The 22,619-nt window shown below is 50.6% G+C and carries 20 protein-coding genes and 1 pseudogene; 9 read left to right on the top strand and 12 right to left on the bottom strand.

All coding sequences use genetic code 11. The annotated features are described in order from the left end of the window. Positions 1–604 precede the first annotated feature (604 nt). The 8 genes from rpmH to yieF all read left to right on the top strand — a co-directional run bounded on the left by rpmH (position 605) and on the right by yieF (position 7,127). The gene (gene rpmH / locus HVY19_RS20670; RefSeq protein ID WP_000831330.1) at positions 605–745 is read left to right on the top strand and encodes a 50S ribosomal protein L34; all 141 of its coding nucleotides are present in this window, start codon (positions 605–607) and stop codon (positions 743–745) included. Positions 746–762: 17 nt separating this feature from the next. After that, on the top strand, positions 763–1,122 hold the full coding sequence (gene rnpA, locus HVY19_RS20665) for a ribonuclease P protein component (protein WP_181682415.1): 360 nt from the start codon (positions 763–765) through the stop codon (positions 1,120–1,122). Next, entirely contained in the window at positions 1,086–1,343 is a 258-nt protein-coding gene (yidD, locus tag HVY19_RS20660) for a membrane protein insertion efficiency factor YidD (RefSeq protein ID WP_181682414.1), read from the top strand. Before rnpA ends, yidD begins: the two co-directional genes overlap by 37 nt. 2 nt (positions 1,344–1,345) lie before the next feature. Next, complete coding sequence (gene yidC / locus HVY19_RS20655) at positions 1,346–2,992, top strand: membrane protein insertase YidC (RefSeq protein ID WP_181682413.1); 1,647 nt, start codon at positions 1,346–1,348, stop codon at positions 2,990–2,992. A 103-nt stretch (positions 2,993–3,095) separates the two neighbouring features. After that, complete coding sequence (gene mnmE, locus HVY19_RS20650; protein WP_181682412.1) at positions 3,096–4,460, top strand: tRNA uridine-5-carboxymethylaminomethyl(34) synthesis GTPase MnmE; 1,365 nt, start codon at positions 3,096–3,098, stop codon at positions 4,458–4,460. 206 nt (positions 4,461–4,666) lie between these two features. Next, complete coding sequence (locus HVY19_RS20645; protein ID WP_181682411.1) at positions 4,667–5,596, top strand: haloacid dehalogenase-like hydrolase; 930 nt, start codon at positions 4,667–4,669, stop codon at positions 5,594–5,596. Between the two features lie 204 nt (positions 5,597–5,800). Next, positions 5,801–6,550 (top strand): 4'-phosphopantetheinyl transferase superfamily protein, encoded by a 750-nt coding sequence (locus HVY19_RS20640; protein ID WP_181682410.1) that lies wholly within the window; start codon positions 5,801–5,803, stop codon positions 6,548–6,550. Between the two features lie 10 nt (positions 6,551–6,560). Beyond that, on the top strand, positions 6,561–7,127 hold the full coding sequence (gene yieF, locus HVY19_RS20635) for a class I chromate reductase YieF (protein ID WP_181682409.1): 567 nt from the start codon (positions 6,561–6,563) through the stop codon (positions 7,125–7,127). 103 nt (positions 7,128–7,230) lie between these two features. Here yieF and adeP read toward each other — a convergent pair whose 3' ends face one another. After that, entirely contained in the window at positions 7,231–8,568 is a 1,338-nt protein-coding gene (gene adeP, locus HVY19_RS20630) for an adenine permease AdeP (RefSeq protein ID WP_181682408.1), read from the bottom strand. Between the two features lie 166 nt (positions 8,569–8,734). Here adeP and yieH point away from each other — a divergent pair, with 166 nt between their 5' ends. After that, positions 8,735–9,400, top strand: a complete 666-nt coding sequence (gene yieH / locus HVY19_RS20625) for a 6-phosphogluconate phosphatase (RefSeq protein WP_181682407.1) — start codon at positions 8,735–8,737, stop codon at positions 9,398–9,400. Between the two features lie 97 nt (positions 9,401–9,497). Here yieH and HVY19_RS20620 read toward each other — a convergent pair whose 3' ends face one another. From HVY19_RS20620 to pstS, 11 genes and pseudogenes are all read right to left on the bottom strand, one after another. After that, a complete protein-coding gene (locus HVY19_RS20620; protein ID WP_181682406.1) occupies positions 9,498–10,217 on the bottom strand; it encodes a glucosamine-6-phosphate deaminase in 720 nt (239 codons plus the stop codon). Between the two features lie 46 nt (positions 10,218–10,263). Further along, positions 10,264–11,433, bottom strand: coding sequence for an esterase family protein (locus tag HVY19_RS20615; protein WP_181682405.1), 1,170 nt, complete (start codon positions 11,431–11,433; stop codon positions 10,264–10,266). A gap of 26 nt (positions 11,434–11,459) precedes the next feature. Continuing rightward, positions 11,460–13,076 carry a carbohydrate porin gene (locus tag HVY19_RS20610; RefSeq protein ID WP_181682404.1) on the bottom strand — a complete coding sequence of 539 codons (1,617 nt, stop codon included), beginning with the start codon at positions 13,074–13,076 and terminating at the stop codon, positions 11,460–11,462. A gap of 20 nt (positions 13,077–13,096) precedes the next feature. Then, entirely contained in the window at positions 13,097–14,500 is a 1,404-nt protein-coding gene (locus HVY19_RS20605) for a glycoside hydrolase family 1 protein (RefSeq protein ID WP_181682403.1), read from the bottom strand. Between the two features lie 21 nt (positions 14,501–14,521). Beyond that, a complete protein-coding gene (bglF, locus tag HVY19_RS20600) occupies positions 14,522–16,405 on the bottom strand; it encodes a PTS beta-glucoside transporter subunit IIABC (RefSeq protein ID WP_181682402.1) in 1,884 nt (627 codons plus the stop codon). 131 nt (positions 16,406–16,536) lie between these two features. Then, positions 16,537–17,378 (bottom strand): annotated as a pseudogene (bglG, locus tag HVY19_RS20595) (transcriptional antiterminator BglG). Positions 17,379–17,676: 298 nt separating this feature from the next. Continuing rightward, positions 17,677–18,402, bottom strand: a complete 726-nt coding sequence (gene phoU, locus HVY19_RS20590; protein ID WP_012907987.1) for a phosphate signaling complex protein PhoU — start codon at positions 18,400–18,402, stop codon at positions 17,677–17,679. A 14-nt stretch (positions 18,403–18,416) separates the two neighbouring features. After that, complete coding sequence (pstB, locus tag HVY19_RS20585; RefSeq protein ID WP_220132935.1) at positions 18,417–19,190, bottom strand: phosphate ABC transporter ATP-binding protein PstB; 774 nt, start codon at positions 19,188–19,190, stop codon at positions 18,417–18,419. A gap of 112 nt (positions 19,191–19,302) precedes the next feature. After that, positions 19,303–20,193, bottom strand: a complete 891-nt coding sequence (pstA, locus tag HVY19_RS20580; RefSeq protein ID WP_181682401.1) for a phosphate ABC transporter permease PstA — start codon at positions 20,191–20,193, stop codon at positions 19,303–19,305. Beyond that, a complete protein-coding gene (gene pstC / locus HVY19_RS20575) occupies positions 20,193–21,152 on the bottom strand; it encodes a phosphate ABC transporter permease PstC (protein ID WP_181682400.1) in 960 nt (319 codons plus the stop codon). The genes pstA and pstC overlap by 1 nt, the downstream gene beginning before the upstream one ends. A gap of 127 nt (positions 21,153–21,279) precedes the next feature. After that, on the bottom strand, positions 21,280–22,320 hold the full coding sequence (gene pstS, locus HVY19_RS20570) for a phosphate ABC transporter substrate-binding protein PstS (protein ID WP_181682399.1): 1,041 nt from the start codon (positions 22,318–22,320) through the stop codon (positions 21,280–21,282). Between the last annotated feature and the right edge of the window lie 299 nt (positions 22,321–22,619).

Below are 22,619 nucleotides of genomic sequence, written 5' to 3'. Positions count from 1 at the left end.
GGCGGACTCCACTCGAACAAAGTCGATAAATGAAAAAGGCTGAAACATTCATGATTGTTGACGCACACCGACAAGACCCAATGCAAAAGGGTGACGTGCGAATTGCTATCTGCAATTTTACCCGATCAGGATCCGAGGAAACGATCAGGACCGTGGATCATAGCGTAATCTTCGCCAGAGATCTTCTGTTTCTCACAGATTCTTCCCGATTTATCCACAGGCCATTCAGGGATCGACTAAGTGTAAACGATCCTGGCGAAATGCTGCACGATTTAGCGCGCATATTGGAAAAATTAATGAGTAAAGCCATTTTCCTGCTAAAACGATCGCATAAAGATCCCGTGCGATCCTTGCGCTTTGTTCAGTAGCCCGTATAATCTTTCCCCCGTCCTGAGATGCCCGTAACACGGTGTCACGCTGCCTGTTTTTCGCACGAAAAAGATGCGGAAAAAGGCGGGATTTAAGGAAAGAGAATTGACTCCGGAGTGTACAATTATTACAATCCGGCCTCTTTAATCACCCACACTGAAGCGTTAGTCGTTCGAAACTCGTTCGGGTATGCGCAAAAGTCAGTGAATTTATTCAAGTTTAGGTAGAAATCGCCATGAAACGCACTTTTCAACCGTCTGTACTGAAGCGCAACCGTTCTCACGGCTTCCGTGCTCGTATGGCTACTAAAAATGGTCGTCAGGTTCTGGCACGTCGTCGTGCTAAAGGCCGTGCTCGTCTGACCGTTTCCAAGTAATAAAAGCTAACCCCTGAGTGGTTAAGCTCGCATTTCCCAGGGAGTTACGTTTGTTAACTCCCAGTCAATTCACATTCGTCTTCCAGCAGCCACAACGGGCTGGCACGCCGCAAATCACCATCCTCGGCCGCCTGAATTCGCTGGGGCATCCCCGCATCGGTCTTACCGTCGCCAAGAAAAACGTTCGACGCGCCCATGAACGCAATCGGATTAAACGTCTGACGCGTGAAAGCTTTCGTCTGCGTCAACACGAGCTTCCAGCAATGGACTTTGTGGTGGTGGCGAAAAAGGGGGTTGCCGACCTCGATAACCGTGCTCTCTCGGAAGCGTTGGAAAAATTATGGCGCCGCCATTGTCGCCTGGCTCCCGGCTCCTGATAGCCCTTATTCGGGTCTATCAACGCCTGATCAGTCCGCTGCTCGGGCCGCATTGTCGTTTCACGCCAACGTGCTCAAGCTACGGAATTGAGGCATTGCGCAGGTTTGGAGTGATAAAAGGCAGTTGGTTGACGGTGAAACGCGTATTAAAATGCCACCCTTTACACCCTGGTGGTGACGATCCCGTCCCGCCCGGACCATTTAATACCAGAGAACACTAACGATGGATTCGCAACGCAATCTTTTAGTCATCGCTTTGCTGTTCGTGTCTTTCATGATCTGGCAAGCCTGGGAGCAGGATAAAAATCCGCAACCTCAGACCCAACAGACCACGCAGACAACGACCACCGCAGCGGGTAGCGCCGCCGACCAGGGCGTACCGGCCAGTGGCCAGGGGAAACTGATTACGGTTAAGACTGACGTGCTTGATCTGACCATTAACACCCGTGGTGGTGATGTGGAACAGGCTTCGCTGCCAGCTTACCCGAAAGAGCTCGGTTCCAGCGAACCGTTCCAACTGCTGGAAACCACCCCACAGTTTATCTATCAGGCTCAGAGCGGTCTGACAGGCCGTGACGGTCCGGATAACCCGGCTAACGGTCCACGTCCGCTGTACAACGTCGATAAAGACGCGTTTGTACTGGCTGATGGTCAGAACGAATTGCAGATCCCGATGACCTATACGGATGACGCGGGTAATACCTTTACCAAAACGTTTGTTCTCAAACGTGGTGATTACGCGGTTAACGTGAACTACAGCGTGCAGAACGCCAGCGCGAAACCGCTGGAAGTCTCCACCTTTGGTCAGCTGAAGCAATCCATCAATCTGCCTTCTCATCGCGACACCGGTAGCAGCAACTTTGCGCTGCATACTTTCCGTGGCGCAGCGTACTCCACGCCTGATGAGAAGTATGAAAAGTACAAGTTCGACACCATTGCTGAGAACGACAACCTGAACGTCAACGCGAAAGACGGTTGGGTGGCAATGCTGCAACAGTACTTTGCGACCGCATGGGTTCCGCGTAACGACGGTACCAACAACTTCTATACCGCTAATCTGGGTAATGGCGTTGCGGCGATCGGTTACAAATCTCAGCCAGTACTGGTTCAGCCGGGTCAGACTGGCGCAATGACCAGCACCCTGTGGGTTGGCCCGGAAATTCAGGATAAAATGGCGGCCGTTGCACCGCACCTGGATCTGACCGTTGATTACGGTTGGTTGTGGTTCATCTCTCAGCCGCTGTTCAAACTGCTGAAGTGGATCCATAGCTTCCTGGGTAACTGGGGCTTCTCCATCATCGTTATCACCTTTATCGTTCGTGGTATCATGTACCCGCTGACCAAAGCGCAGTACACCTCCATGGCGAAGATGCGTATGCTGCAGCCGAAGATTCAGGCAATGCGTGAGCGTCTGGGCGATGACAAACAGCGTCAGAGCCAGGAAATGATGGCCCTGTACAAAGCTGAGAAAGTGAACCCGCTGGGCGGCTGCTTCCCGCTGCTGATCCAGATGCCAATCTTCCTGGCCTTGTACTACATGCTGATGGGCTCTGTGGAACTCCGTCATGCGCCGTTCGCGCTGTGGATCCATGACTTGTCTGCACAAGACCCGTACTACATCCTGCCGATCCTGATGGGCGTAACGATGTTCTTCATCCAGAAGATGTCGCCGACCACCGTGACCGACCCGATGCAGCAGAAAATCATGACCTTTATGCCGGTCATCTTCACGGTGTTCTTCCTGTGGTTCCCGTCAGGTCTGGTGCTGTACTATATCGTCAGCAACCTGGTGACCATTATTCAGCAACAGCTGATCTACCGTGGTCTGGAGAAGCGTGGGCTACATAGCCGCGAGAAGAAAAACTCCTGATTCTGAGTAGGCCGGGTAAGCGAAGCGCCACCCGGCAAAACGAACAGTAATGACAGGGCGGTCGATTGACCGCCTTTTTTTATTGGTATTTAAGAGACATATCATGAGCCATAACGACACCATCGTTGCCCAGGCAACCCCACCGGGACGCGGTGGCGTGGGTATTCTGCGCATCTCCGGCCTGAAGGCGCGTGAGGTTGCTGAAGCCGTGTTGGGCAAGCTGCCCAAACCCCGTTACGCCGACTACCTGCCGTTCAAAGATGCTGACGGTACCGCGCTGGACCAGGGGATCGCGCTGTGGTTCCCCGGCCCGAACTCGTTCACTGGCGAAGACGTCCTTGAGTTGCAGGGACACGGCGGCCCGGTGATTCTCGACCTGCTGTTAAAACGCATTTTGACCCTCCCGGGGCTGCGCATTGCCAAACCGGGTGAGTTCTCTGAACGCGCGTTTCTCAACGATAAGCTCGATTTAGCGCAGGCAGAAGCGATTTCCGATCTGATTGATGCCAGTTCCGAACAGGCAGCACGCTCAGCGCTGAACTCTCTCCAGGGCGCATTCTCCGCACGGGTTAATCACCTTGTGGAAGCGCTGACTCATCTGCGCATCTACGTGGAAGCGGCTATTGACTTTCCAGACGAAGAGATCGACTTTCTGTCCGACGGCAAAATCGAAGCGCAGTTAAATGGCGTCATTGCCGATCTTGATGCGGTACGCGCCGAAGCGCGCCAGGGTAGCCTGCTGCGAGAAGGGATGAAGGTAGTGATTGCCGGACGCCCCAATGCCGGCAAATCGAGCCTCCTGAACGCGCTGGCGGGTCGAGAAGCGGCGATTGTCACTGATATCGCAGGAACCACCCGTGACGTGCTGCGTGAGCATATCCACATCGACGGCATGCCTTTGCACATCATCGACACGGCAGGCCTGCGCGATGCCAGCGACGAAGTTGAGCGCATTGGTATCGAACGCGCCTGGCAGGAGATTGAGCAAGCGGATCGCGTGCTGTTTATGGTGGATGGCACGACGACCGATGCCGTTGACCCGGCAGAAATCTGGCCGGACTTTATTGCCCGTCTGCCGGCAAAACTGCCGATTACCGTGGTGCGCAACAAAGCGGATATCACTGGCGAGACGCTGGGTATCAGTGATGTGAATGGTCACTCACTGGTTCGCCTGTCCGCGCGTACCGGCGAAGGCGTTGACGTGTTGCGCAATCATCTCAAACAGAGCATGGGCTTTGACACCAATATGGAAGGCGGCTTCCTTGCGCGTCGCCGACACCTGCAGGCGCTGGCAGAGGCGGCAGAGCATCTTCAGCAGGGCAAAGCGCAACTGCTTGGCGCATGGGCAGGAGAGCTATTAGCCGAAGAGCTGCGCCTGGCTCAGCAGGCGTTAAGCGAGATCACCGGGGAATTTACCTCCGACGACCTGCTGGGACGGATTTTCTCGAGCTTCTGTATCGGTAAGTAAGTTTTAGTCCATCCACGTCCGTGAACGTTCACTCACCCGCATTAACTGCCTGTTAATGCGGGTTTTTACTTCTAAACCTTCTGAACGCTACTCTACACATCCTGTTCATTCGTGAATTCAAACAATGTGCCGCGTCTACCGCGCGCCATTTGCAGCTAAGATGTTCACAATAGATAAGCCGCTCGTTTAATCAAGGTGAACTGTGTATGGAACAAAAACGTTTATTGGACTGTTGCGCATCTGACTTTGCCCGAATGGACAGAACAGCGCTTATGTATGCGATCCGCGCGAGTGAAGGTCGCGTTATGGTCAGCGAAACGATCGCTATTACCCAACCACTGCTGAGTAATGTGACGAATGCTGAATTTGCCGCCTCACAAGGTGCGGATATTCTGCTGATCAATATGTTCGACAGCGAAAACCCATGGATTCAGGGAATGCCTGTTGATACAAAACCTGAGCAAACGCTGCACGAACTGCAACGTTTGACCGGGCGTATTGTGGGCGTCAATCTCGAGGCTGTTGATCCTGAATTTGCCACTGCGCATGACGATATCTGGAAAATGAAACCAGGTCGGGCAGCCACGGCGGAAAATGCCCGCAAGCTCGTGGAAATGGGGGCTCATATTCTGGTGCTGACGGGAAATCCCAATAACGGCGTGAGCAACCAGGCTCTGGGTAAGGCGGTTAAAACCATCCGGGAAGCAATTGGCGATAGCGCCATCATCATTACTGGAAAAATGCACGGTGCGGGCGTCGTGCGTGAGAGTGGAAGCGCAATTATCACAGATAAAGACGTGGCCTGGTTTGCCAGCCAGGGTGCGGATATCGTGCTTATTCCGGCACCAGGCACGATACCTGGTATGAGCCAGGAAAAAGTGGCCTCCCTCATTGAGTGTGCTCATCAACACGGCGCTCTGGCGATGACCGCCATTGGTACGTCTCAGGAAGGCGCGGATGAAGGGACCATTCGTCAGATTGCCCTCATGAGTAAAATGGCAGGGGCCGACCTTCACCATATTGGTGACACCGGCTATATGGGGATGGCGCTGCCGGAAAATATCCTGGCCTATAGCATCGCTATTCGCGGCGTCAGGCATACCTATACGCGTATTGCCCGCTCAGTTAATCGATAACCCAATTTTGGGACTGATTAATGCCCGGTAACTGCCATTTACCGGGCTCGGGTTTTGAACCAGAAACATGCAACGCGGCGTAAGAAATGTAAATGTTGCGCAATTCAGCCCCTTTTGGCGAACTTTTCGCCAACTAAGCCTGTCCATAATTTCCGTAAATGATAATCTCTTCATCCATCACTGACCATTAATCACGGAGCGAAAATGGCGACACATTTTGCCAGAGGGATATTAACGGAGGGACATCTGGTTTCTTCCCGTCTCCCGTCATCTTGCCACCTTGAAGCCCAAAACCTGCCACCTCATCGACAGTCACGCTTTCTGGCTTCCAGGGGGCTGCTCGCAGAGCTGATGTGCATGCTGTATGGCACTCTGGAATTACCAGAAATCGAACTTCAGGCAAAAGGAAAACCGGCTTTCCGCGACAGATCGCTGCCCAGTTTCTCCATCGCTTATGCGGGAAATATGGTGGGTGTCGCTCTGACAACCGAAGGGGTGTGTGGGCTGGATATGGAATTGCAGCGAGCCACCCGCGTTTTTCATTCGCCTCATACCACCGAAATTCCTACCTTCTCCAGCAACGAAAGCGTGTGGATCAGCAAGCAGAACGATCCTGAGGAAGCGCGCGCTCAAATGATTACCCTGCGCCAGAGCGTTTTGAAACTGACCGGTGACGTCCGCAATGACGATCCTCGCGAGCTACAGTTATTACCGGGATCAGGCCGTCTTAAATGTGCACATGTTACGCAGATAGAGGCTATCTGCGATGCTGAAGAGTTGCTGGTGTGGTCAGTGGCGGTTACGCCAACCATTGATAAACTTCAGGTTTGGGAGTTTGATGGTAAGCAAGGCTGGAAAAGCCTGCCTGATATCCAGACCCGCGCGAATGCCCCTACGGGTCGTCTGATGCGATTTGCGCAATTATCTGCGACGAAATCTTACACGCATAACTGATGGAGTCACCATGTCTGAAACGTTGAATGTTGTTACGTTACTGGGAAGCCTACGCAAGGGTTCCTTTAACGGTATGGTTGCCCGTACCCTGCCAAAAATTGCCCCCGCAGGAATGGAAGTCAAAGCATTACCGTCCATCGCCGATATTCCGCTTTACGATGCTGATATGCAGCAGGAAGAGGGTTTTCCGGCAAGCGTAGAAGCGCTGGCTGAACAAATCCGCCAGGCGGATGGGGTGGTCATCGTGACGCCGGAATATAACTACTCAGTGCCGGGGGGCCTGAAGAATGCCATCGACTGGCTGTCTCGCCTGCCCGAACAACCGCTGGCGGGTAAACCTGTTCTGATTCAAACCAGTTCGATGGGTGCCATTGGCGGCGCGCGCTGCCAGTATCACCTGCGCCAAATCCTGGTATTCCTTGATGCGATGGTAATGAACAAACCGGAATTTATGGGCGGCGTGATCCAGAACAAAGTGGACCCGCAAACGGGTGAAGTGATTGATCAAAGCACGCTGGACCACCTGACCGGTCAGCTCACCGCCTTTGGCGATTACATCCAGCGCGTGAAAGCATAAATAGAGTAAAGTCGCTATGTGCCTGATGGCGCTGCGCTTATCAGGCCGCACGTTCAGATCGTAGGCCGGATAAGCGTTAGCGCCATCCGGCATCAGCGAAAAGTTAGTGCGCGTCGATGAACACGATCTTCAGCACGAACAGCAGGGCAACCACTACCACGCACGGGCTGAGGTCACGCAGGCGTCCGGTTCCGATTTTCATCACGCAGTAAGAAATAAAGCCCAGCGCAATCCCTTCGGTAATTGAGAAGCTGAACGGCATCATCACCGCAGTGATAAAGGCCGGGACGGATTCAGTCAGATCCTCCCACTTCACGCGCGCAAGGCTGGACGTCATCAGCACGCCCACGTAGATCAACGCACCGGCTGCCGCATAGCCCGGCACCATTCCCGCCAGCGGCGACAGGAAGATAACCAGCAGGAAAAGCAGGCCGACAACCACGGCGGTCAGACCGGTACGCCCACCCACGGACACACCGGAAGAAGACTCAATATAGGCGGTGACGGAAGAGGTACCGATAAACGAACCGGTAACTGACGAGACGCTATCCACAAACAGCGCCTGCTTCATGCGTGGGAATTTACCCTTTTCATCCGCCAGGCCGGCTTTATCGGTTACGCCGATCAGCGTCCCGGACGAATCAAACAGGTTAACCAGCATGAAGGAGAAAATGACGCCAGCCAGACCAATGTTAAACGAGCCCGCCAGGTCGACATGACCAATGACCGTCGAGACGCTCGGCGGCGCAGAGACGATGCCGTTGTAGTGAACATCGCCCAGCATCCAGCCCAGCAGGGTGGTCACGATGATTGATACCAGTACGGCAGCATGAATGTTCCGTGAGGCCAGGATCGCAATGATGAAGAAGCCCAGCACGCCCAGCAGTACACTGTGAGAGGTCAGGTTGCCGATGCTCACCAGCGTTTCCGGGTTCGCGACGATCACACCCGCGTTTTTTAGCCCCATCATGCCGATGAACAGGCCGATACCGCTGGTAATGCCGACACGCAGGCTGACCGGGATATTAGCAATCATCCAGTAGCGCACGCGGAAGATGGTCAGCAGCAGCAAACCGACCGCACCCCAGAAAATCGCGCCCATACCGACCTGCCAGGACAGGCCCATTGCGCCGACCACCACGAACGCAAAGAACGCATTCAGCCCCATCGCGGGAGCCAGCGCCACCGGCAGGTTAGCGAACAGACCCATCAGAATGCTACCAAATGCGGCAATCAGACAGGTGGTGACGAAGACGGCGCTGGTGTCCATGCCAGCAACGCCCAAAATTTGCGGGTTAACAAAAACGATGTACACCATCGTCAGGAAGGTTGTGAAACCGGCGATCACTTCGGTGCGTGCCGTCGTGCCATGTTCGCGCAGTTTAAACACGCGTTCCAGCATCCCCTGACCAGAAGTCTGGGTTGTGTGTTGTTGACTCATTATCAATTTCCGAACAAGGAGGGAAAATTCGTCGCTATCCTATACCAAAATGCGACAATAGGGGGCGATTGTGCGATGTTTTTTTCATTGAATTTGCTTATACGGCAACGATTGCGTCTCACGATCACGCAGTACGTAAACGATAAACTAGTGAAAAGGGAAAGGTATGTCCGGAATTGAAGCGGTATTTTTCGACTGTGACGGTACGCTGGTCGACAGTGAAGTTATCTGTGCCCGTGCGTATCTCGCCATGTTCCAGGAATTCGGTATCACGCTCGATCTCGAAGAAATCTTCAAACGCTTCAAGGGCGTAAAACTATACGAGATCATCGATATCATTAACGAGGAGCAGGGCGTTACGTTGGCGAAAGCCGATTTAGAACCCGTCTACCGCGCCGAGGTCGCACGCCTGTTCGACTCGGAACTGGAAGTGATTGCCGGAGCAAACGCGCTGGTGGACAGTATGAAGGTGCCAATGTGCATCGTCTCTAATGGTCCGGTCAGCAAAATGCAGCACTCGCTCGGTAAACTCGGCATGTTGCACCATTTCGAAAACTTGCTGTTTAGCGGCTATGATATTCAGCGCTGGAAGCCAGATCCGGCTCTGATGTTCCATGCGGCAAAAGCGATGAACGTTAACGTTGAGAATTGCATCCTGGTAGATGACTCTTCTGCGGGGGCGCAGGCGGGGATTGATGCCGGAATGGAGGTGTTTTACTTCTGTGCCGACCCGCACAACAAACCGATCGATCATCCAAAAGTCACGACCTTTACCGATCTGGCGCAGTTGCCGGAACTGTGGAAAGCACGCGGCTGGGATATCACGCGTTAACAGTAAAGCCAAATAATCGCGTAGGCCGGATAAGCGTAAGCGCCATCCGGCGATCTGCCCGGTGGCATCAGCCTGCCGGGCCTACAAGACAGCGCGATTATTGGCTCAACAGCGACGCCGCAGCTTTATCGGCAATCACCGTCAATGACGGATGAAGTTGCAGTACAGAAGCCGGAACTTGCTCTGTGACCGGCCCTTCAAGCATATTTTTTAGCGCTTGCGCTTTCGCTTCTCCACTCACGATGACGATCAGGTTTTTAGCCGCCATGATACTTTTCGGTCCCATCGTCACGTAACTCTCTGGCACCAAAGAGAAATCACCGCCAAGCTCACCATGCGCTACGATATCAACCATTTTGCCTTTAATCGGAAATTCCACCGTTGTGTCGTGGAAATGGGTGGTATTGGGTAAATTGCCACAAAAATGGCCATCCGCCCCCAACCCCATCAACACTAAATCCAGACCGCCGTCCTGCGCGATTTTGGCGTCATGTTGTTTATAGTTATTAATGTCTAACTGCTGGATATTTTCTTCTGATATTTCTGCCGGTGTAAAAAACAAATTACGTAAATTGGTGATCGTCACTCCATCACCTGCTTTGCCGCGGAATGGAATTTCATCAAAGTTATAAAAATAGGCCTGCGGATAATACCCCTTCCCTTTTACCGCTTCAGTCAGATACTCATACATTCTCTTTGGCGTGCTGCCCGCGGTAATCGCCAGATTCACTCTTCGCGGTTGCGTCATATACCCCAACAAATGGTGCGCCGCAACCTGACTCATTTCTTCGTAGTCTTTCGTTACGATTAATTTCATAAACGTCTCCCGTAAAACCGGAGCCATACCCATGGCTCCGGTTATCTTATTTAAATAATTTCTGCACGAACTCAGCGTACGCAGGTCGCCAGACATCCATTTCATGATTCAGGCCTGGATAGGCGTGGTATTCAAAATTAATCTTCTGTTTCTTAAGTTCTTCCACCAGACCGGCAATGTCTTTTCCGGTCACGACGTCTTTATCACCCACAACTACGGTGAAATTTCGTAGCTGCTTATTGATAGACTGCGGATTGTTCAGGCGAGCGCTGACGCCAGCATCAGGCACCGTCGTTGTGGTGACGCCGCTAAATGTCGCGAGCCAGCCAAAGCTTTCCAGATGATTCATTCCTGACACCAGCGCCTGATATCCCCCCTGAGATAAACCAGCCAGCGCTCGGCCATCTGCATCTTTACGGACATTAAAACGTTTATCGATCAGTGGGATAATGTCGTTCATCAACTCATTATCTGCCGCTTTGGCATTCTTCGGATAGAATTCTTTGCGCCGGTCCTGTGGTACAAAGTCTTCTGGAACAATACCTTTCGCATCGGTTTCTGTATCCGGCACCACGACCAGCATTGGCTTAATGCGCCCTTCCGCAAGCAGGTTATCCATCATTTGCGCAATGCGCCCCTGGTCTATGGCGGAGCGTCCGGTATCGCCAAAACCATGATAGAAATAGAGCACTGGTAAAGGCTCACCCTGGCCGGTGTAACCTGGCGGTGTCCAGACGTACATCTGTCGCTCAGACTGCAATGCATTTGAATGGTATGTCAGGGTAATGAGATCGCCATGCGGAACCGCTTTGGTGTCCAGAATGCTGCCCGGAACTAACACCATGCTGGAATTCACCTGCCGCTGGGGTTTTGTCATTGCGGTACCCGTATCAATGCTTCGGACACCATCAACGTTGAAAAAGTATTCGTAGAGGTTAGGTTTGAGAACAGGCCCCTGCCAACTCCAGACGCCAGAACCGTCTTTCGTCATGGGATGTATATTTTCAGGCACTGGGATCCCAACGACGACGGAGACGCTTTTAGCCGTGGGGGCAAAAAAGCGCCAGGTCACGCTGTTATCAGCGTTCACCTGAGTCACGTAATGATTCACGGGTTTCGCCGGGTCTGGATTAACAGGAAGATCCCCTGCAAAGCACCCTTGTGATATCAGTGCACCAGCCAGCGCCAGTGCTAAAATCGGTTTTTTAAAGCTCATATCCATGATCCTTTATCAATTGTCCCTTACCACCAGATTTCAGCCTGCGCACCCAATGCAAACTGATCGGTTTTCTGATCTTCAAAGGTGAAGTTATCTAAATCCGTATCTTCCGCTTTAATATATGTCGCGTAGAAACGAATCTCCGGACGAGATGTCAGCATGCTGGTATTAACTTTGAAGGTATGGAATAACGTTGTTTTATAGCCGGATTCGTAATATTTATTACCCACAACATCTTTGTTTTGCTGGGTGAAATAACCCAACTCAACGCCTGTCTGGTTATACTGATCCCAAATATAGGCAGGGCGTACAACGGCACGAATAGACTCAAAGTCGGTATGTGCACCCGTTTCGTAGCTATAGACATCATTACCAAACGAATAGACCAGCGCATTGGCGACGATGAAATGATCACCAAAATAGGCTTCGCCCTGAGAGGCTAAGCGCACCGCCGTCCCATTGGTATGATCGCCATAATATTTACCGTTGAAGGTCGTATAGGGGCTTGAACCGGCATAACGCGAGAAGCTGCTTGCAATAGAGTTATTAGCCAGTAATAAGGAAAATTCGTTAAACCCGCCTTTATCAAATTTTTGGGTTAACGATGTCCCCACCATCCAGGTATCTTTCCAGCGGTAAAAATTATTATTATCCTGGTTATATTTTTCTGATGCACTTTGATTAGCCGCGACGTAACGGCCGCTTACCATTAACGATGCCTTATCCCACAAAGGAATATCTTTGTACCGCATATCAATGGTGTTGGTATTAATTTGCTGCTTGTTAGCTAAAGCGCGGTCGTAGTTATCGACATCTTCGCGAACCAATGCGATATCAATTTTACCGGGACCCATCTGCCAGTTTTCCAGACCGACACCCGCAGCGGCATCGGTGCGCTGCGTTTTCCAGTCCAGCATCTGGATTTCAATCTTCGGCGCACCGTGTTTACCCACCCAAAAATCGGCGTCAGGGGCAAACGGCAAGAAGCCTTTGGCGTTGACGTAAAGATCGGAGAACTGCATATAGTTCTCGTTACCTGCATTATCGCCAAACCAGCCGGTGGAGTATTGCTGACCGACATTACCATCCAGCATGACAATGGCGTCAACACGCTTATTACCCTCGTTATAGACCCGCTGTTTTAACTGCAAATCAAACCAGCCTGAGTATTCATTCCCCAGACGGCCAAGCGAACCAATAGCCCATGATTTCGGCGAACCGTGAGAAGCACTCCCCCAACCTGAACGGTAATAACCGTTATAGCTAAAGCCGATTTCATCTTTTACAAACTTACTGAAATCCTTCATGGTCATTGAGGAGTAAATGGATTCGTTGCCACCAGCACCACTGTTCTCATTTTTAACCAAAACGGCTTCGGGTTTCGCGGCTGAACGGGCAGGGAACGGATTCTCAACAACGCCTTTTTCGCTGGTGCTTTCCTGTTTTTGGGAGGCCCAGGCAATAGTGCGTTTGTTTTCTTCGTCTTTATACTTTTTAAGTTCGGTTTGTGTCTCTTTCAGGGCTTGTTCAAGTTGTTCCAGACGTTGTTCAACCGTTAATGACGTCGCTAAAACCGATGACGAAAAAGAGAACGGTGCCATTAAAAGAATGGCAGAGGTAATAATGTTCTTTTTAAACATAATAATCCTTTATCTTATTATTAGATGCTGTGGCGTTTTAACGATAACCCGTTGGTACGAATCACTTCTGCGTACCAGTAAAAACTCTTTTTCCGCGTTCTCGCTAATGTTCCATTACCTTCATCATCGCGATCGACATAAATAAAGCCGTAACGCTTAGACATTTGGGAATGGGATGCACTGACTAAATCAATAGGCCCCCAACTGGTATATCCCATCACATCCACACCATCTTCAATGGCTTCGTTAATTTGTACGAGGTGATCGTTTAAATATTGAATTCGATAATCGTCCTGAACAGAACCATCCGCTTCAACGCAATCTTTTGCGCCGAGTCCATTTTCAACAATAAATAATGGCTTTTGATAGCGATCCCACAGAGCATTCAGTAGTACACGTAGTCCGGTTGGATCAATTTGCCATCCCCATTCTGAACTTTTCAGGTTCGGGTTCGGGATCATATGCAAAATATTACCCTGCACATTTTTCTTAATCGTCTCATCATGAGAGACACAGCCGGTCATGTAATAGCTGAAGGAAATAAAATCTACAGTATGTTGTAGATCCTCTTTATCCTGATCGGTTATCTCAATGTGGATATTTTGCTCGCGGAAGAAGCGCAGCATATAGCCTGGGTATGAACCACGAGCCTGAACATCACCAAAGAAAAGCCAACTGCGATTTTCCTGCATCGCTTCTAAGATATCCTGGGGATGGCAACTCAGAGGGTAAACCAGTCCACCTAACAACATATTGCCAATTTTGGCATCAGGGATAATGGAATGGCAGGCTTTAACGGCGCGGGCACTGGCAACCAGTTGATGATGAATCGCCTTGTACACGTCCGCTTTACCACTCTCTTCCGGTAATCCCACACCGGTAAACGGCGCATGCAAAGACATATTGATTTCATTAAACGTTAGCCACAGTTTGACCTTATGCTGATAGCGGGTGAATACTGTTTTCGCATAATGCTCAAAATGTTGAATGACCTGACGATTAGCCCAGCCACCATAGTTGCTCACCAGGCCATAAGGCATTTCATAATGAGAGAGGGTGACCAGTGGTTTAATACCCGCGGCCGCTAACTCATCAAACAAGCGATCGTAAAACGCCAGACCTTGTTCATTAGGCTGTTGCTCATCTCCCTGAGGAAAAATACGCGCCCAGGCAATAGAAACACGCAAACAGGTAAATCCCATTTCGGCAAATAGCGCAATGTCTTCTGGATACCGATGATAAAAATCGATAGCCGTATCTTTAATATTTTCTTTACCGGCGATACGGTGCTCCATTTTTCCCATTACGCCATGTGGTTGTAAATCTGAAGTAGATACGCCTTTACCATCGGCTTGCCAGGCACCTTCTATTTGGTTTGCAGCGGTTGCGCCGCCCCAGAGAAATGACTCAGGAAATGCTTTCATTACCATTAACTCCTTTTATGTTTATTGAATTACAGATAGCAGTGGTTCACCGGCATTCACTTTTTCATCAGCCGGAACCAATACGTCGGTAAAATCGTCACTATTACTGATCACCACCGGCGTGGTGAGATCGAATCCCGCTGCACGAATGGCGGGGATATCAAAGGAGATCAAGCGATCACCCGCCTTAACAGGATCACCTACATTGATATGAGCGCTAAAATGCTGGCCTTTCAGTTTGACGGTATCGATTCCGACATGAATCAATATTTCCTTCCCATCTTCAGACTCAATGCCTATGGCATGCAGTGTTTCGAAAAGTGAGGCAACAGAACCATTAACCGGTGATCGAACCTCACCAATAGTCGGTTTAACCGCAACCCCTTTACCCAGCAAACCGCTTGCAAAGGTGGGATCGGTAACGTCAGACAGCGGAACGATCTCTCCGGTGAGTGGTGATAACACCATTGAAATATCATTACTTTTCTTTTCAACAAACGCTGACGGCGGTTGAGTAGTCTCTGTCCGGACACTCTGTTTCTGTTTAAAAATCAGACTGCACACAAGAGTGCCGACAAGCGCGCAACCTACGGCAATCGCGCCCCCTAACACACAAGCCCATACCGTGAAGTCAACGCCGGTTGAAGGTATGGTCTGCATAAATGTGAAAATGCTCGGTATGCCGAAGGAATAAACTTTGGTCTGCGCATAGCCAATTACTGCGGCGCCCAGCGCTCCGCTCAGGCAGGCGATAATGAAAGGGTATTTCCGGGGTAGAGTAACGCCGTAAACCGCAGGCTCTGTGATACCAAACAGTCCGGTAATGGCCGCTGAACCGGCAACCACTTTCTTCTGTGCGTCGCGCTCGCTGAAAAATATCCCCAACGATGCGCCGACCTGCGCCATGATCGCTGGCATCAACAGAGGAAGCATTGTGTCGTAGCCAAGGACGGTAAAGTTATTGATGCAGAGCGGGACAAGTCCCCAGTGCAGACCAAACATGACAAAGATTTGCCATAACCCCCCCATGACGGCCCCCGCAAACCACGGCACCGCGTTGTAAAGGTATAAATAACCTGCGGCAATGAGTTCGCTTATCCATGTTGATAGTGGGCCCACCACCAAAAAAGTCATTGGTGTGATAACGCTCAGGCATAGCAATGGGGTAAAGAAATTTTTAATCGCCGACGGCAGCCAGGCGTTGAGTTTTCGCTCCATGATGCTGCAAAGCCATGCTGAAAAAATAATGGGGATTACTGAGGAGGTGTAATTGATAAAAGTGACCGGTATTCCCAGAAAATGTGTGAGCGCCGCTTCCGCGCTCTGGCTACTTTCAAAAGCTTTCAGAATGAGCGGATGAACGAGAGCCCCGCCAATCACCATTGTGATAAAAGGGTTACCACCAAACCGTTTCCCTGCCGTATAACCAAGGATGAGCGGAAAGAAATAAAACAGTGAATCACTGACGCTAAACAGAATCAGCCAGGTTCCGCTTTGCTCTGTCAGCCATCCGCAACTCACTGCAACAGACAAACTGCCTTTTAGAATCCCGGTTGCCGCCATAAGTCCAATTAGTGGAGTAAAAATACCGGAGATAACAAAGACAAGGCGATTCAGGAGATTTTCCTTTTTGTCTGTTGATGACGCTTGCTGCGGCTTATCGCTTATGCCGGTTACCTCATTGACAGCTTTATAGACATCGGCCACATGGTTACCAATGACTACCTGAAATTGCCCGCCGCTCTCTACGACCATGATAATTCCAGCCATATTTTTTAATTTTTCAGGCTGCGCTTTAGTCGCATCTTTCAACTTAAAACGTAAGCGAGTTGCGCAGTGCATCAAACTGATGATGTTATCTGCGCCACCAACACCAGCCACAATGTTTCTGGCTAATTCCGTCATACCTCTTCCCTAACCGCGTTGCGGCGATTTTCAAAAAAAAACCTGAAGAAGGGTGCCTGTTTATTAACAAGCACCCTTCTTCAGGTTTTGCCCGCGAATGCGGTAACAATCCTGGCTTAAGTGGAAAAAATTTAATGCTCTTTACGCACTCTTTCGATATTGATCGCTAAGAACATGATCTCTTCTGTCGTAATTTTGCGGTGATACTGCAGGCCAATAAAAATCGCTATTCGCTCAGCGCAGCGCAGCGCCATGCTTCCAGATAACTCTTTTTTATTGCCTGTTGTAATGCAATATCATCATCAGTAATTGAAGCTTGTTCCAGAATACGCCAGGACAAAAATTTTAAATGCGTCAGCAGCCGCTGATAACTTAAGCTCTCTTCCTGATAATTAATGCCGAACTGGAATTTTATGAGCTGCAGCATTTCTCGCATTAACTGCGTCACACCCACAACATCCTCCATGTTACCGCTCATTTGTGCACTCACCAGGTGCATAGCGATAAAGCCCACTTCGTCTTCAGGTAACTGAACACCCAGCCGTTTGTGTATTATCGCTAATGCTTCTTCACCAAGCTGGTACTCCTTAGGATAAAGGCGTTGAATATCCCATAACAGAGGGTTAGGCAATCGGATATTCTGTTCGCAACGCTTAATCGCAAACTGGCAGTGGTCGGTAAGCGAAATATAAACGCTATCCTGTAATTTTCCCAGTCGTTCCTTGGCCAGCGAAATGATACGATCGCAGGTTGTCATTATTTCCAGAGGGATATGACTTAATAGTTCACTTAATCTGCCGGTTAATTCATGACTACTTAGTGCGTACTCTTTCTCCACCTGTGATGAACTGAGACGATCCCCTGTTCGCTTTTGAAAACCAATACCTTTTCCCATAACAACCTTTTCTCGTTGGTTGTCATCAATCACCACTAATACATTATTATTCAAGACTCTGGTGATTTTCATATTCATGAGAAAATCCTTTTCCATAAATAAAAAAACCCGACATCACCAGTAAGACTGGTTCAATCAGGTTTTGCCTGCAAATGCAGTAACAATCCATTTATTTACATATTTTTATCGAGATGAATAATTTTATTTAGTAATCTCGAAGAGTGTTAATGTGAATTTAATTCTGGAGAGTAAAAAAAGCAACATGCTCTTTTTTAAAGTGTGACAATGTTCGCTGTTATTAAATCACAACACAAAAATAGGAATTTATAAATATAATTAATCCCAATGTATTACGCATTGGGATTAATTTCACTAATTACTCTTTCGGGTCTTTACCCGCAAGTAGCTTGTCCAGCTCATCCCCGCCGACGTGACGGAAATCCTGCCCTTTCACGAAGTAGAAGATGTATTCGCAGATATTCTGGCAGCGGTCACCGATACGCTCGATAGAGCGGGCGCAGAATAGTGCGGTTAGCACGCTGGGAATGGTACGGGAATCTTCCATCATGTAGGTCATCAGCTGACGCACGATACCTTCGTATTCCTGGTCAACTTTTTTATCTTCACGATAGATACGCACCGCTTCGTCCAGATCCATTCGTGCGAAGGCATCAAGCACATCGTGCAGCATCTGTACGGTATGACGCCCCAGAGATTCCAGGCTCACCAGCAGCGGCTGGTGTTGCTGGGAGAATTTCTCCAGCGCGGTACGACAGATTTTATCCGCCACATCACCAATACGCTCCAGCTCAGCGATGGTTTTGATGATCGCCATCACCAGACGCAGGTCGCTCGCCGTCGGCTGACGTTTCGCAATAATGCGCACGCAGGCTTCGTCGATTGCCACTTCCATCATGTTGACGTGCTTGTCGCCGTCGATGACGCGCTTCGCCAACTCACTGTCCTGGTTGTGCATCGCGGTGATCGCATCAGAAAGCTGCTGTTCCACCATGCCGCCCATGGTCATAACCTGAGTGCGGATGCTCTCCAGTTCAGCGTTGAACTGGCCGGAAATATGTTTATTAAGATTAAGGTTATCCACAACGCGCTCCAGAATTAGCCATAACGACCAGTGATGTAGTCTTCAGTTTGTTTCTTCGCGGGCTTGGTGAACAGATCGTCCGTGTTGCTGAACTCAATCAATTCGCCCAGATACATAAACGCCGTGTGGTCGGAACAACGTGCAGCCTGTTGCATGTTGTGGGTGACGATCACTACGGTGTAATCCTGCTTCAGCTCGGTGATCAGCTCTTCGATACGACCGGTTGAGATCGGGTCCAGCGCTGAACATGGCTCATCCAACAGCAACACTTCCGGGCGAATGGCGATACCACGCGCAATACACAGACGCTGCTGCTGGCCCCCGGAGAGAGAGTACCCGCTCTGGTGCAATTTATCTTTGGTTTCAGCCCATAATGCGGCTTTGGTCAATGCCCATTGTACTCGCTCATCCATATCCGCACGGGATAGCTTCTCAAACAGGCGTACACCGAAGGCGATGTTGTCATAGATCGACATCGGAAACGGCGTCGGTTTCTGAAAGACCATGCCCACTTTGGCACGCAGCAGAGCGATATCCTGGGTGTTAGTGAGGATGTTATCCCCATCCAGCAAAATTTCACCTTCCGCACGCTGTTCCGGATAGAGCGAATACATCTTGTTAAAGGTACGCAATAAGGTGGATTTTCCACAGCCAGATGGCCCAATAAACGCCGTCACCTGGTTCTTTGCGATATCCAGGTTGATGTTCTTCAGGGCATGGAATTTGCCATAGTAGAAGTTCAAATCACGAACCTGAATCTTACCCGGAGCAGTATCAACCATACTCATTTCACTCTTTTCCTCATCATGCCTGATGGCGCTACGCTTATCAGGCCTGGATATATGTCAATCCGTAGGCCGGATAAGGCGTTTACGCCGCCATCCGGCAAGGTATCAAAACTTAACCGTGTTTATTCTTAGCGAATATCACGCGCGCCAGAATGTTCAGCAGCAGTACGCACAGCGTAATGATCAGCACTCCGGCCCAGGCCAGTTGCTGCCATTCGGCAAACGGACTCATCGCAAATTTAAAGATGGTCACCGGCAGGTTGGCGATCGGCTGCATCATGTCGGTACTCCAGAACTGGTTGGAGAGCGCGGTAAACAGCAGCGGGGCAGTTTCACCCGCGATACGCGCAATCGCCAGCAGGATACCGGTCATGATCCCGGAGACGGACGCTTTCAGGGTGATCGCAGAAATCATTTTCCATTTCGGCGTGCCCAGCGCGTAAGCCGCTTCGCGCAGGCTATCCGGCACCAGTTTCAGCATATTTTCGGTAGTACGAATCACGATTGGTACTTGCAGCAGCGCCAGTGCGATCACGCCAGCCCAACCGGAGAAGTGCTCCATTTTCGCCACCACAATGGTGTAAACGAACAGGCCAACCACGATAGACGGTGCGGAAAGCAGAATGTCATTGATGAAGCGAATCACTTCCGCGAGCCAGGATTTACGTCCGTACTCCGCCAGATAAATCCCCGCCATAATACCGAGCGGGGTACCTAACACTGTCGCCCAGAGAATTAACAGCCCGCTACCCGCCAGGGCGTTCGCCAGCCCGCCACCCGCGGTATTCGGTGGTGGCGTCATTTCAGTGAACAGCGCCAGCGACATTCCATCGATACCCCGAGTCAGGGTGGACATCAGGATCCAGATAAGCCAGAACAGGCCAAACGCCATGGTGCCCATAGAGAGCGTCAGCGCGATACGATTTTTCATCCGCCGACGCGCCTGCATTTTGCGGCGAGATTCAGCCAGTGCTTCGGTGTTTTGCATTTCAAGCGTAGCCATTAGCGCGCCCCCTCATTCTTCGCCAGGCGCAGAATCATAAACTTAGACGCGGCCAGCACGATGAAGGTGATAACGAACAGAATCAGACCCAGTTCCATCAGCGCGGCCACGTGCAGACCGGATTCCGCTTCCGCAAATTCGTTCGCCAGTGCAGAGGTAATACTGTTGCCCGGCATATACAGCGAAGCGCTGTCGAGCTGGTAGGTGTTACCGATGATAAAGGTCACCGCCATCGTTTCACCCAGCGCGCGCCCCAGTCCCAGCATAATGCCGCCAATGACGCCATTTTTGGTGTACGGCAACACAATGCGCCAGATGACTTCCCAGGTTGTACAGCCGATACCGTAAGCGGATTCTTTCATCATTACCGGCGTTTGCTCGAAGACATCACGCATAACCGCCGCAATGTACGGGATGATCATAATGGCGAGGATCACACCCGCAGCCAGAATGCCGATACCAAACGCTGGGCCGGAGAACAGCGCACCAACAAACGGAATGTTGGAAAGGACGTTGCCTACCGGTTCCTGGAAATAAGTGGCGAACAGCGGGGCGAAGATAAACAGGCCCCACATGCCGTAAACAATACTTGGGATTGCCGCCAGCAGTTCAATGGCGATACCCAGCGGGCGACGCAGCCAGTTGGGCGCAAGTTCAGTCAGAAATAACGCGATGCCGAAGCTCACCGGAACGGCAATCAGCAGCGCGATAAAGGAGGTCACGAGCGTGCCGTAGATCGGCACCAGCGCACCGTAGATGTCGTTTGGCGCGTCCCAGTCTTTGGTCCACAGGAACGAGAATCCAAACTTCTCAATGCTTGGCCAGGAGGAGATGACCAGAGAGACAATAATGCCACCCAGCATCAATAGCACAATCAGCGCAGCCAGTTTTACCAGCACGCTGAATATCATGTCACCCTTTTTACCCGGTGGGTTAAATGCAGGCTTGGTTGCAGCCATAAATTACTCTTCTGATTGTGACGTTGTACGAATATGCCCGGTGGCGCTAACGCTTACCGGGCCTACAGGGTGAACTGTAGGGCGGGTAAGCGTTAGCGCCACCCGCCATTTTCGCCAGAAAACTATGTTAATACAATGCTTTACCGCTGCTGTCCTTCACATTGGTCTTCCACGCGGCACGAATCTGCTCAACGACGCTATCCGGCAGGCTGGCGTAGTCCAGGTCATTCGCCTGTTTGCCGCCATTTTTGTATGCCCAGTCGAAGAATTTCAGCACTTCTGCGCCCTGCTCAGGTTTCTTCTGCTCTTTATGCACCAGAATGAAAGTGGTGGAGGTGATTGGCCACGCATTGTCACCCTTCTGGTTCGTCAGATCCTGTGCGAAGGACTTGCTCCAGTCAGCACCTTTCGCGGCGTTGGCGAAGTTCTCTTCGGTCGGGCTTACCGGTTTGCCATCCGCAGAAATCAGTTTGGTGTAAGCCAGGTTGTTCTGCTTCGCGTATGCATATTCTACGTAACCAATAGAGCCAGGCAGACGCTGTACGAACGCAGCGATACCGTCGTTACCTTTACCGCCCAGACCGGTCGGCCAGTTAACGGTAGAGCCAGCGCCGACTTTGGTTTTCCACTCTTCGTTTACTTTCGCCAGGTAGCTGGTGAAGACGAAGGAGGTACCAGAACCGTCAGCGCGACGTACCACGGCGATGTTCTGAGAAGGCAGTTTCACACCTGGGTTCAGTTTGGTGATGGCTTCATCATCCCACTTCTTGATTTTGCCCAGATAGATGTCACCCAGCGTTTTGCCGTCCAGCACCAGTTCGCCAGACTTCAGGCCAGGGATATTCACTGCCAGCACCACGCCGCCGATCACGGTCGGGAACTGGAACAAACCTTCCTGATTCAGTTTTTCGTCAGACAGCGGCGCATCAGAAGCACCGAAATCAACAGTATTCGCAGTAATTTGTTTTACACCACCGGAGGAACCAATCCCCTGGTAGTTAACTTTGCTACCCGTTTCTTTCTGATAAGTATCCGCCCATTTGGCATACACCGGCGCAGGGAAAGTTGCACCAGCACCTGTCAAACTTGCTGCTGCGAATACAGAGAAAGAACTCATGGATAAGGTCGCGGCGACAACAGTTGCGACAGTGGTACGCATAACTTTCATAATGTCTCCTGCTAGGATTTTCGTAAATCATTGTTAAGTGGCTACGATGAGCAAAATAGGACAAACAGGTGACAGTTAAATGTACGAAATATGACAGTTTTATGACAATGAAAATCCCACTTAAGATACTGTAAAATAATTCTCTATAAACAATGAGTTAGTGTGATTTATGACAGCGCTATGTCAGAAAAATTTTCTTTTTGTGATACTGAAAAAAGTAGCTGAAGATGACGGTTTGTCACCTAAATTCGTAGAGGGAGTTGATGCAGGACAGAAAAAGGCCCCGCTTTCGCAGGGCC

This window comes from Citrobacter sp. RHB25-C09 (assembly GCF_013836145.1).
Taxonomy (GTDB): domain Bacteria; phylum Pseudomonadota; class Gammaproteobacteria; order Enterobacterales; family Enterobacteriaceae; genus Citrobacter_A.
The sequence above is the reverse complement of the archived record's forward strand: the minus strand, read 5'-3'. Positions and strand labels throughout refer to the sequence as shown.

What these genes read in the sequence shown, in the direction of transcription:
- pstA (WP_181682401.1), bottom strand. Translation starts at nt 20,193, where the DNA reads ATGGCTACGCTTGAAATGCAAAACACCGAAGCACTGGCTGAATCTCGC.
- yieH (WP_181682407.1), top strand. Translation starts at nt 8,735, where the DNA reads ATGTCCGGAATTGAAGCGGTATTTTTCGACTGTGACGGTACGCTGGTC.
- HVY19_RS20620 (WP_181682406.1), bottom strand. Translation starts at nt 10,217, where the DNA reads ATGAAATTAATCGTAACGAAAGACTACGAAGAAATGAGTCAGGTTGCG.
- HVY19_RS20645 (WP_181682411.1), top strand. Translation starts at nt 4,667, where the DNA reads ATGGAACAAAAACGTTTATTGGACTGTTGCGCATCTGACTTTGCCCGA.
- HVY19_RS20610 (WP_181682404.1), bottom strand. Translation starts at nt 13,076, where the DNA reads ATGTTTAAAAAGAACATTATTACCTCTGCCATTCTTTTAATGGCACCG.
- HVY19_RS20615 (WP_181682405.1), bottom strand. Translation starts at nt 11,433, where the DNA reads ATGAGCTTTAAAAAACCGATTTTAGCACTGGCGCTGGCTGGTGCACTG.
- pstS (WP_181682399.1), bottom strand. Translation starts at nt 22,320, where the DNA reads ATGAAAGTTATGCGTACCACTGTCGCAACTGTTGTCGCCGCGACCTTA.
- bglF (WP_181682402.1), bottom strand. Translation starts at nt 16,405, where the DNA reads ATGACGGAATTAGCCAGAAACATTGTGGCTGGTGTTGGTGGCGCAGAT.
- yidC (WP_181682413.1), top strand. Translation starts at nt 1,346, where the DNA reads ATGGATTCGCAACGCAATCTTTTAGTCATCGCTTTGCTGTTCGTGTCT.
- adeP (WP_181682408.1), bottom strand. Translation starts at nt 8,568, where the DNA reads ATGAGTCAACAACACACAACCCAGACTTCTGGTCAGGGGATGCTGGAA.
- pstC (WP_181682400.1), bottom strand. Translation starts at nt 21,152, where the DNA reads ATGGCTGCAACCAAGCCTGCATTTAACCCACCGGGTAAAAAGGGTGAC.
- HVY19_RS20640 (WP_181682410.1), top strand. Translation starts at nt 5,801, where the DNA reads ATGGCGACACATTTTGCCAGAGGGATATTAACGGAGGGACATCTGGTT.
- yieF (WP_181682409.1), top strand. Translation starts at nt 6,561, where the DNA reads ATGTCTGAAACGTTGAATGTTGTTACGTTACTGGGAAGCCTACGCAAG.
- yidD (WP_181682414.1), top strand. Translation starts at nt 1,086, where the DNA reads ATGGCGCCGCCATTGTCGCCTGGCTCCCGGCTCCTGATAGCCCTTATT.
- mnmE (WP_181682412.1), top strand. Translation starts at nt 3,096, where the DNA reads ATGAGCCATAACGACACCATCGTTGCCCAGGCAACCCCACCGGGACGC.
- rpmH (WP_000831330.1), top strand. Translation starts at nt 605, where the DNA reads ATGAAACGCACTTTTCAACCGTCTGTACTGAAGCGCAACCGTTCTCAC.
- HVY19_RS20605 (WP_181682403.1), bottom strand. Translation starts at nt 14,500, where the DNA reads ATGAAAGCATTTCCTGAGTCATTTCTCTGGGGCGGCGCAACCGCTGCA.
- pstB (WP_220132935.1), bottom strand. Translation starts at nt 19,190, where the DNA reads ATGAGTATGGTTGATACTGCTCCGGGTAAGATTCAGGTTCGTGATTTG.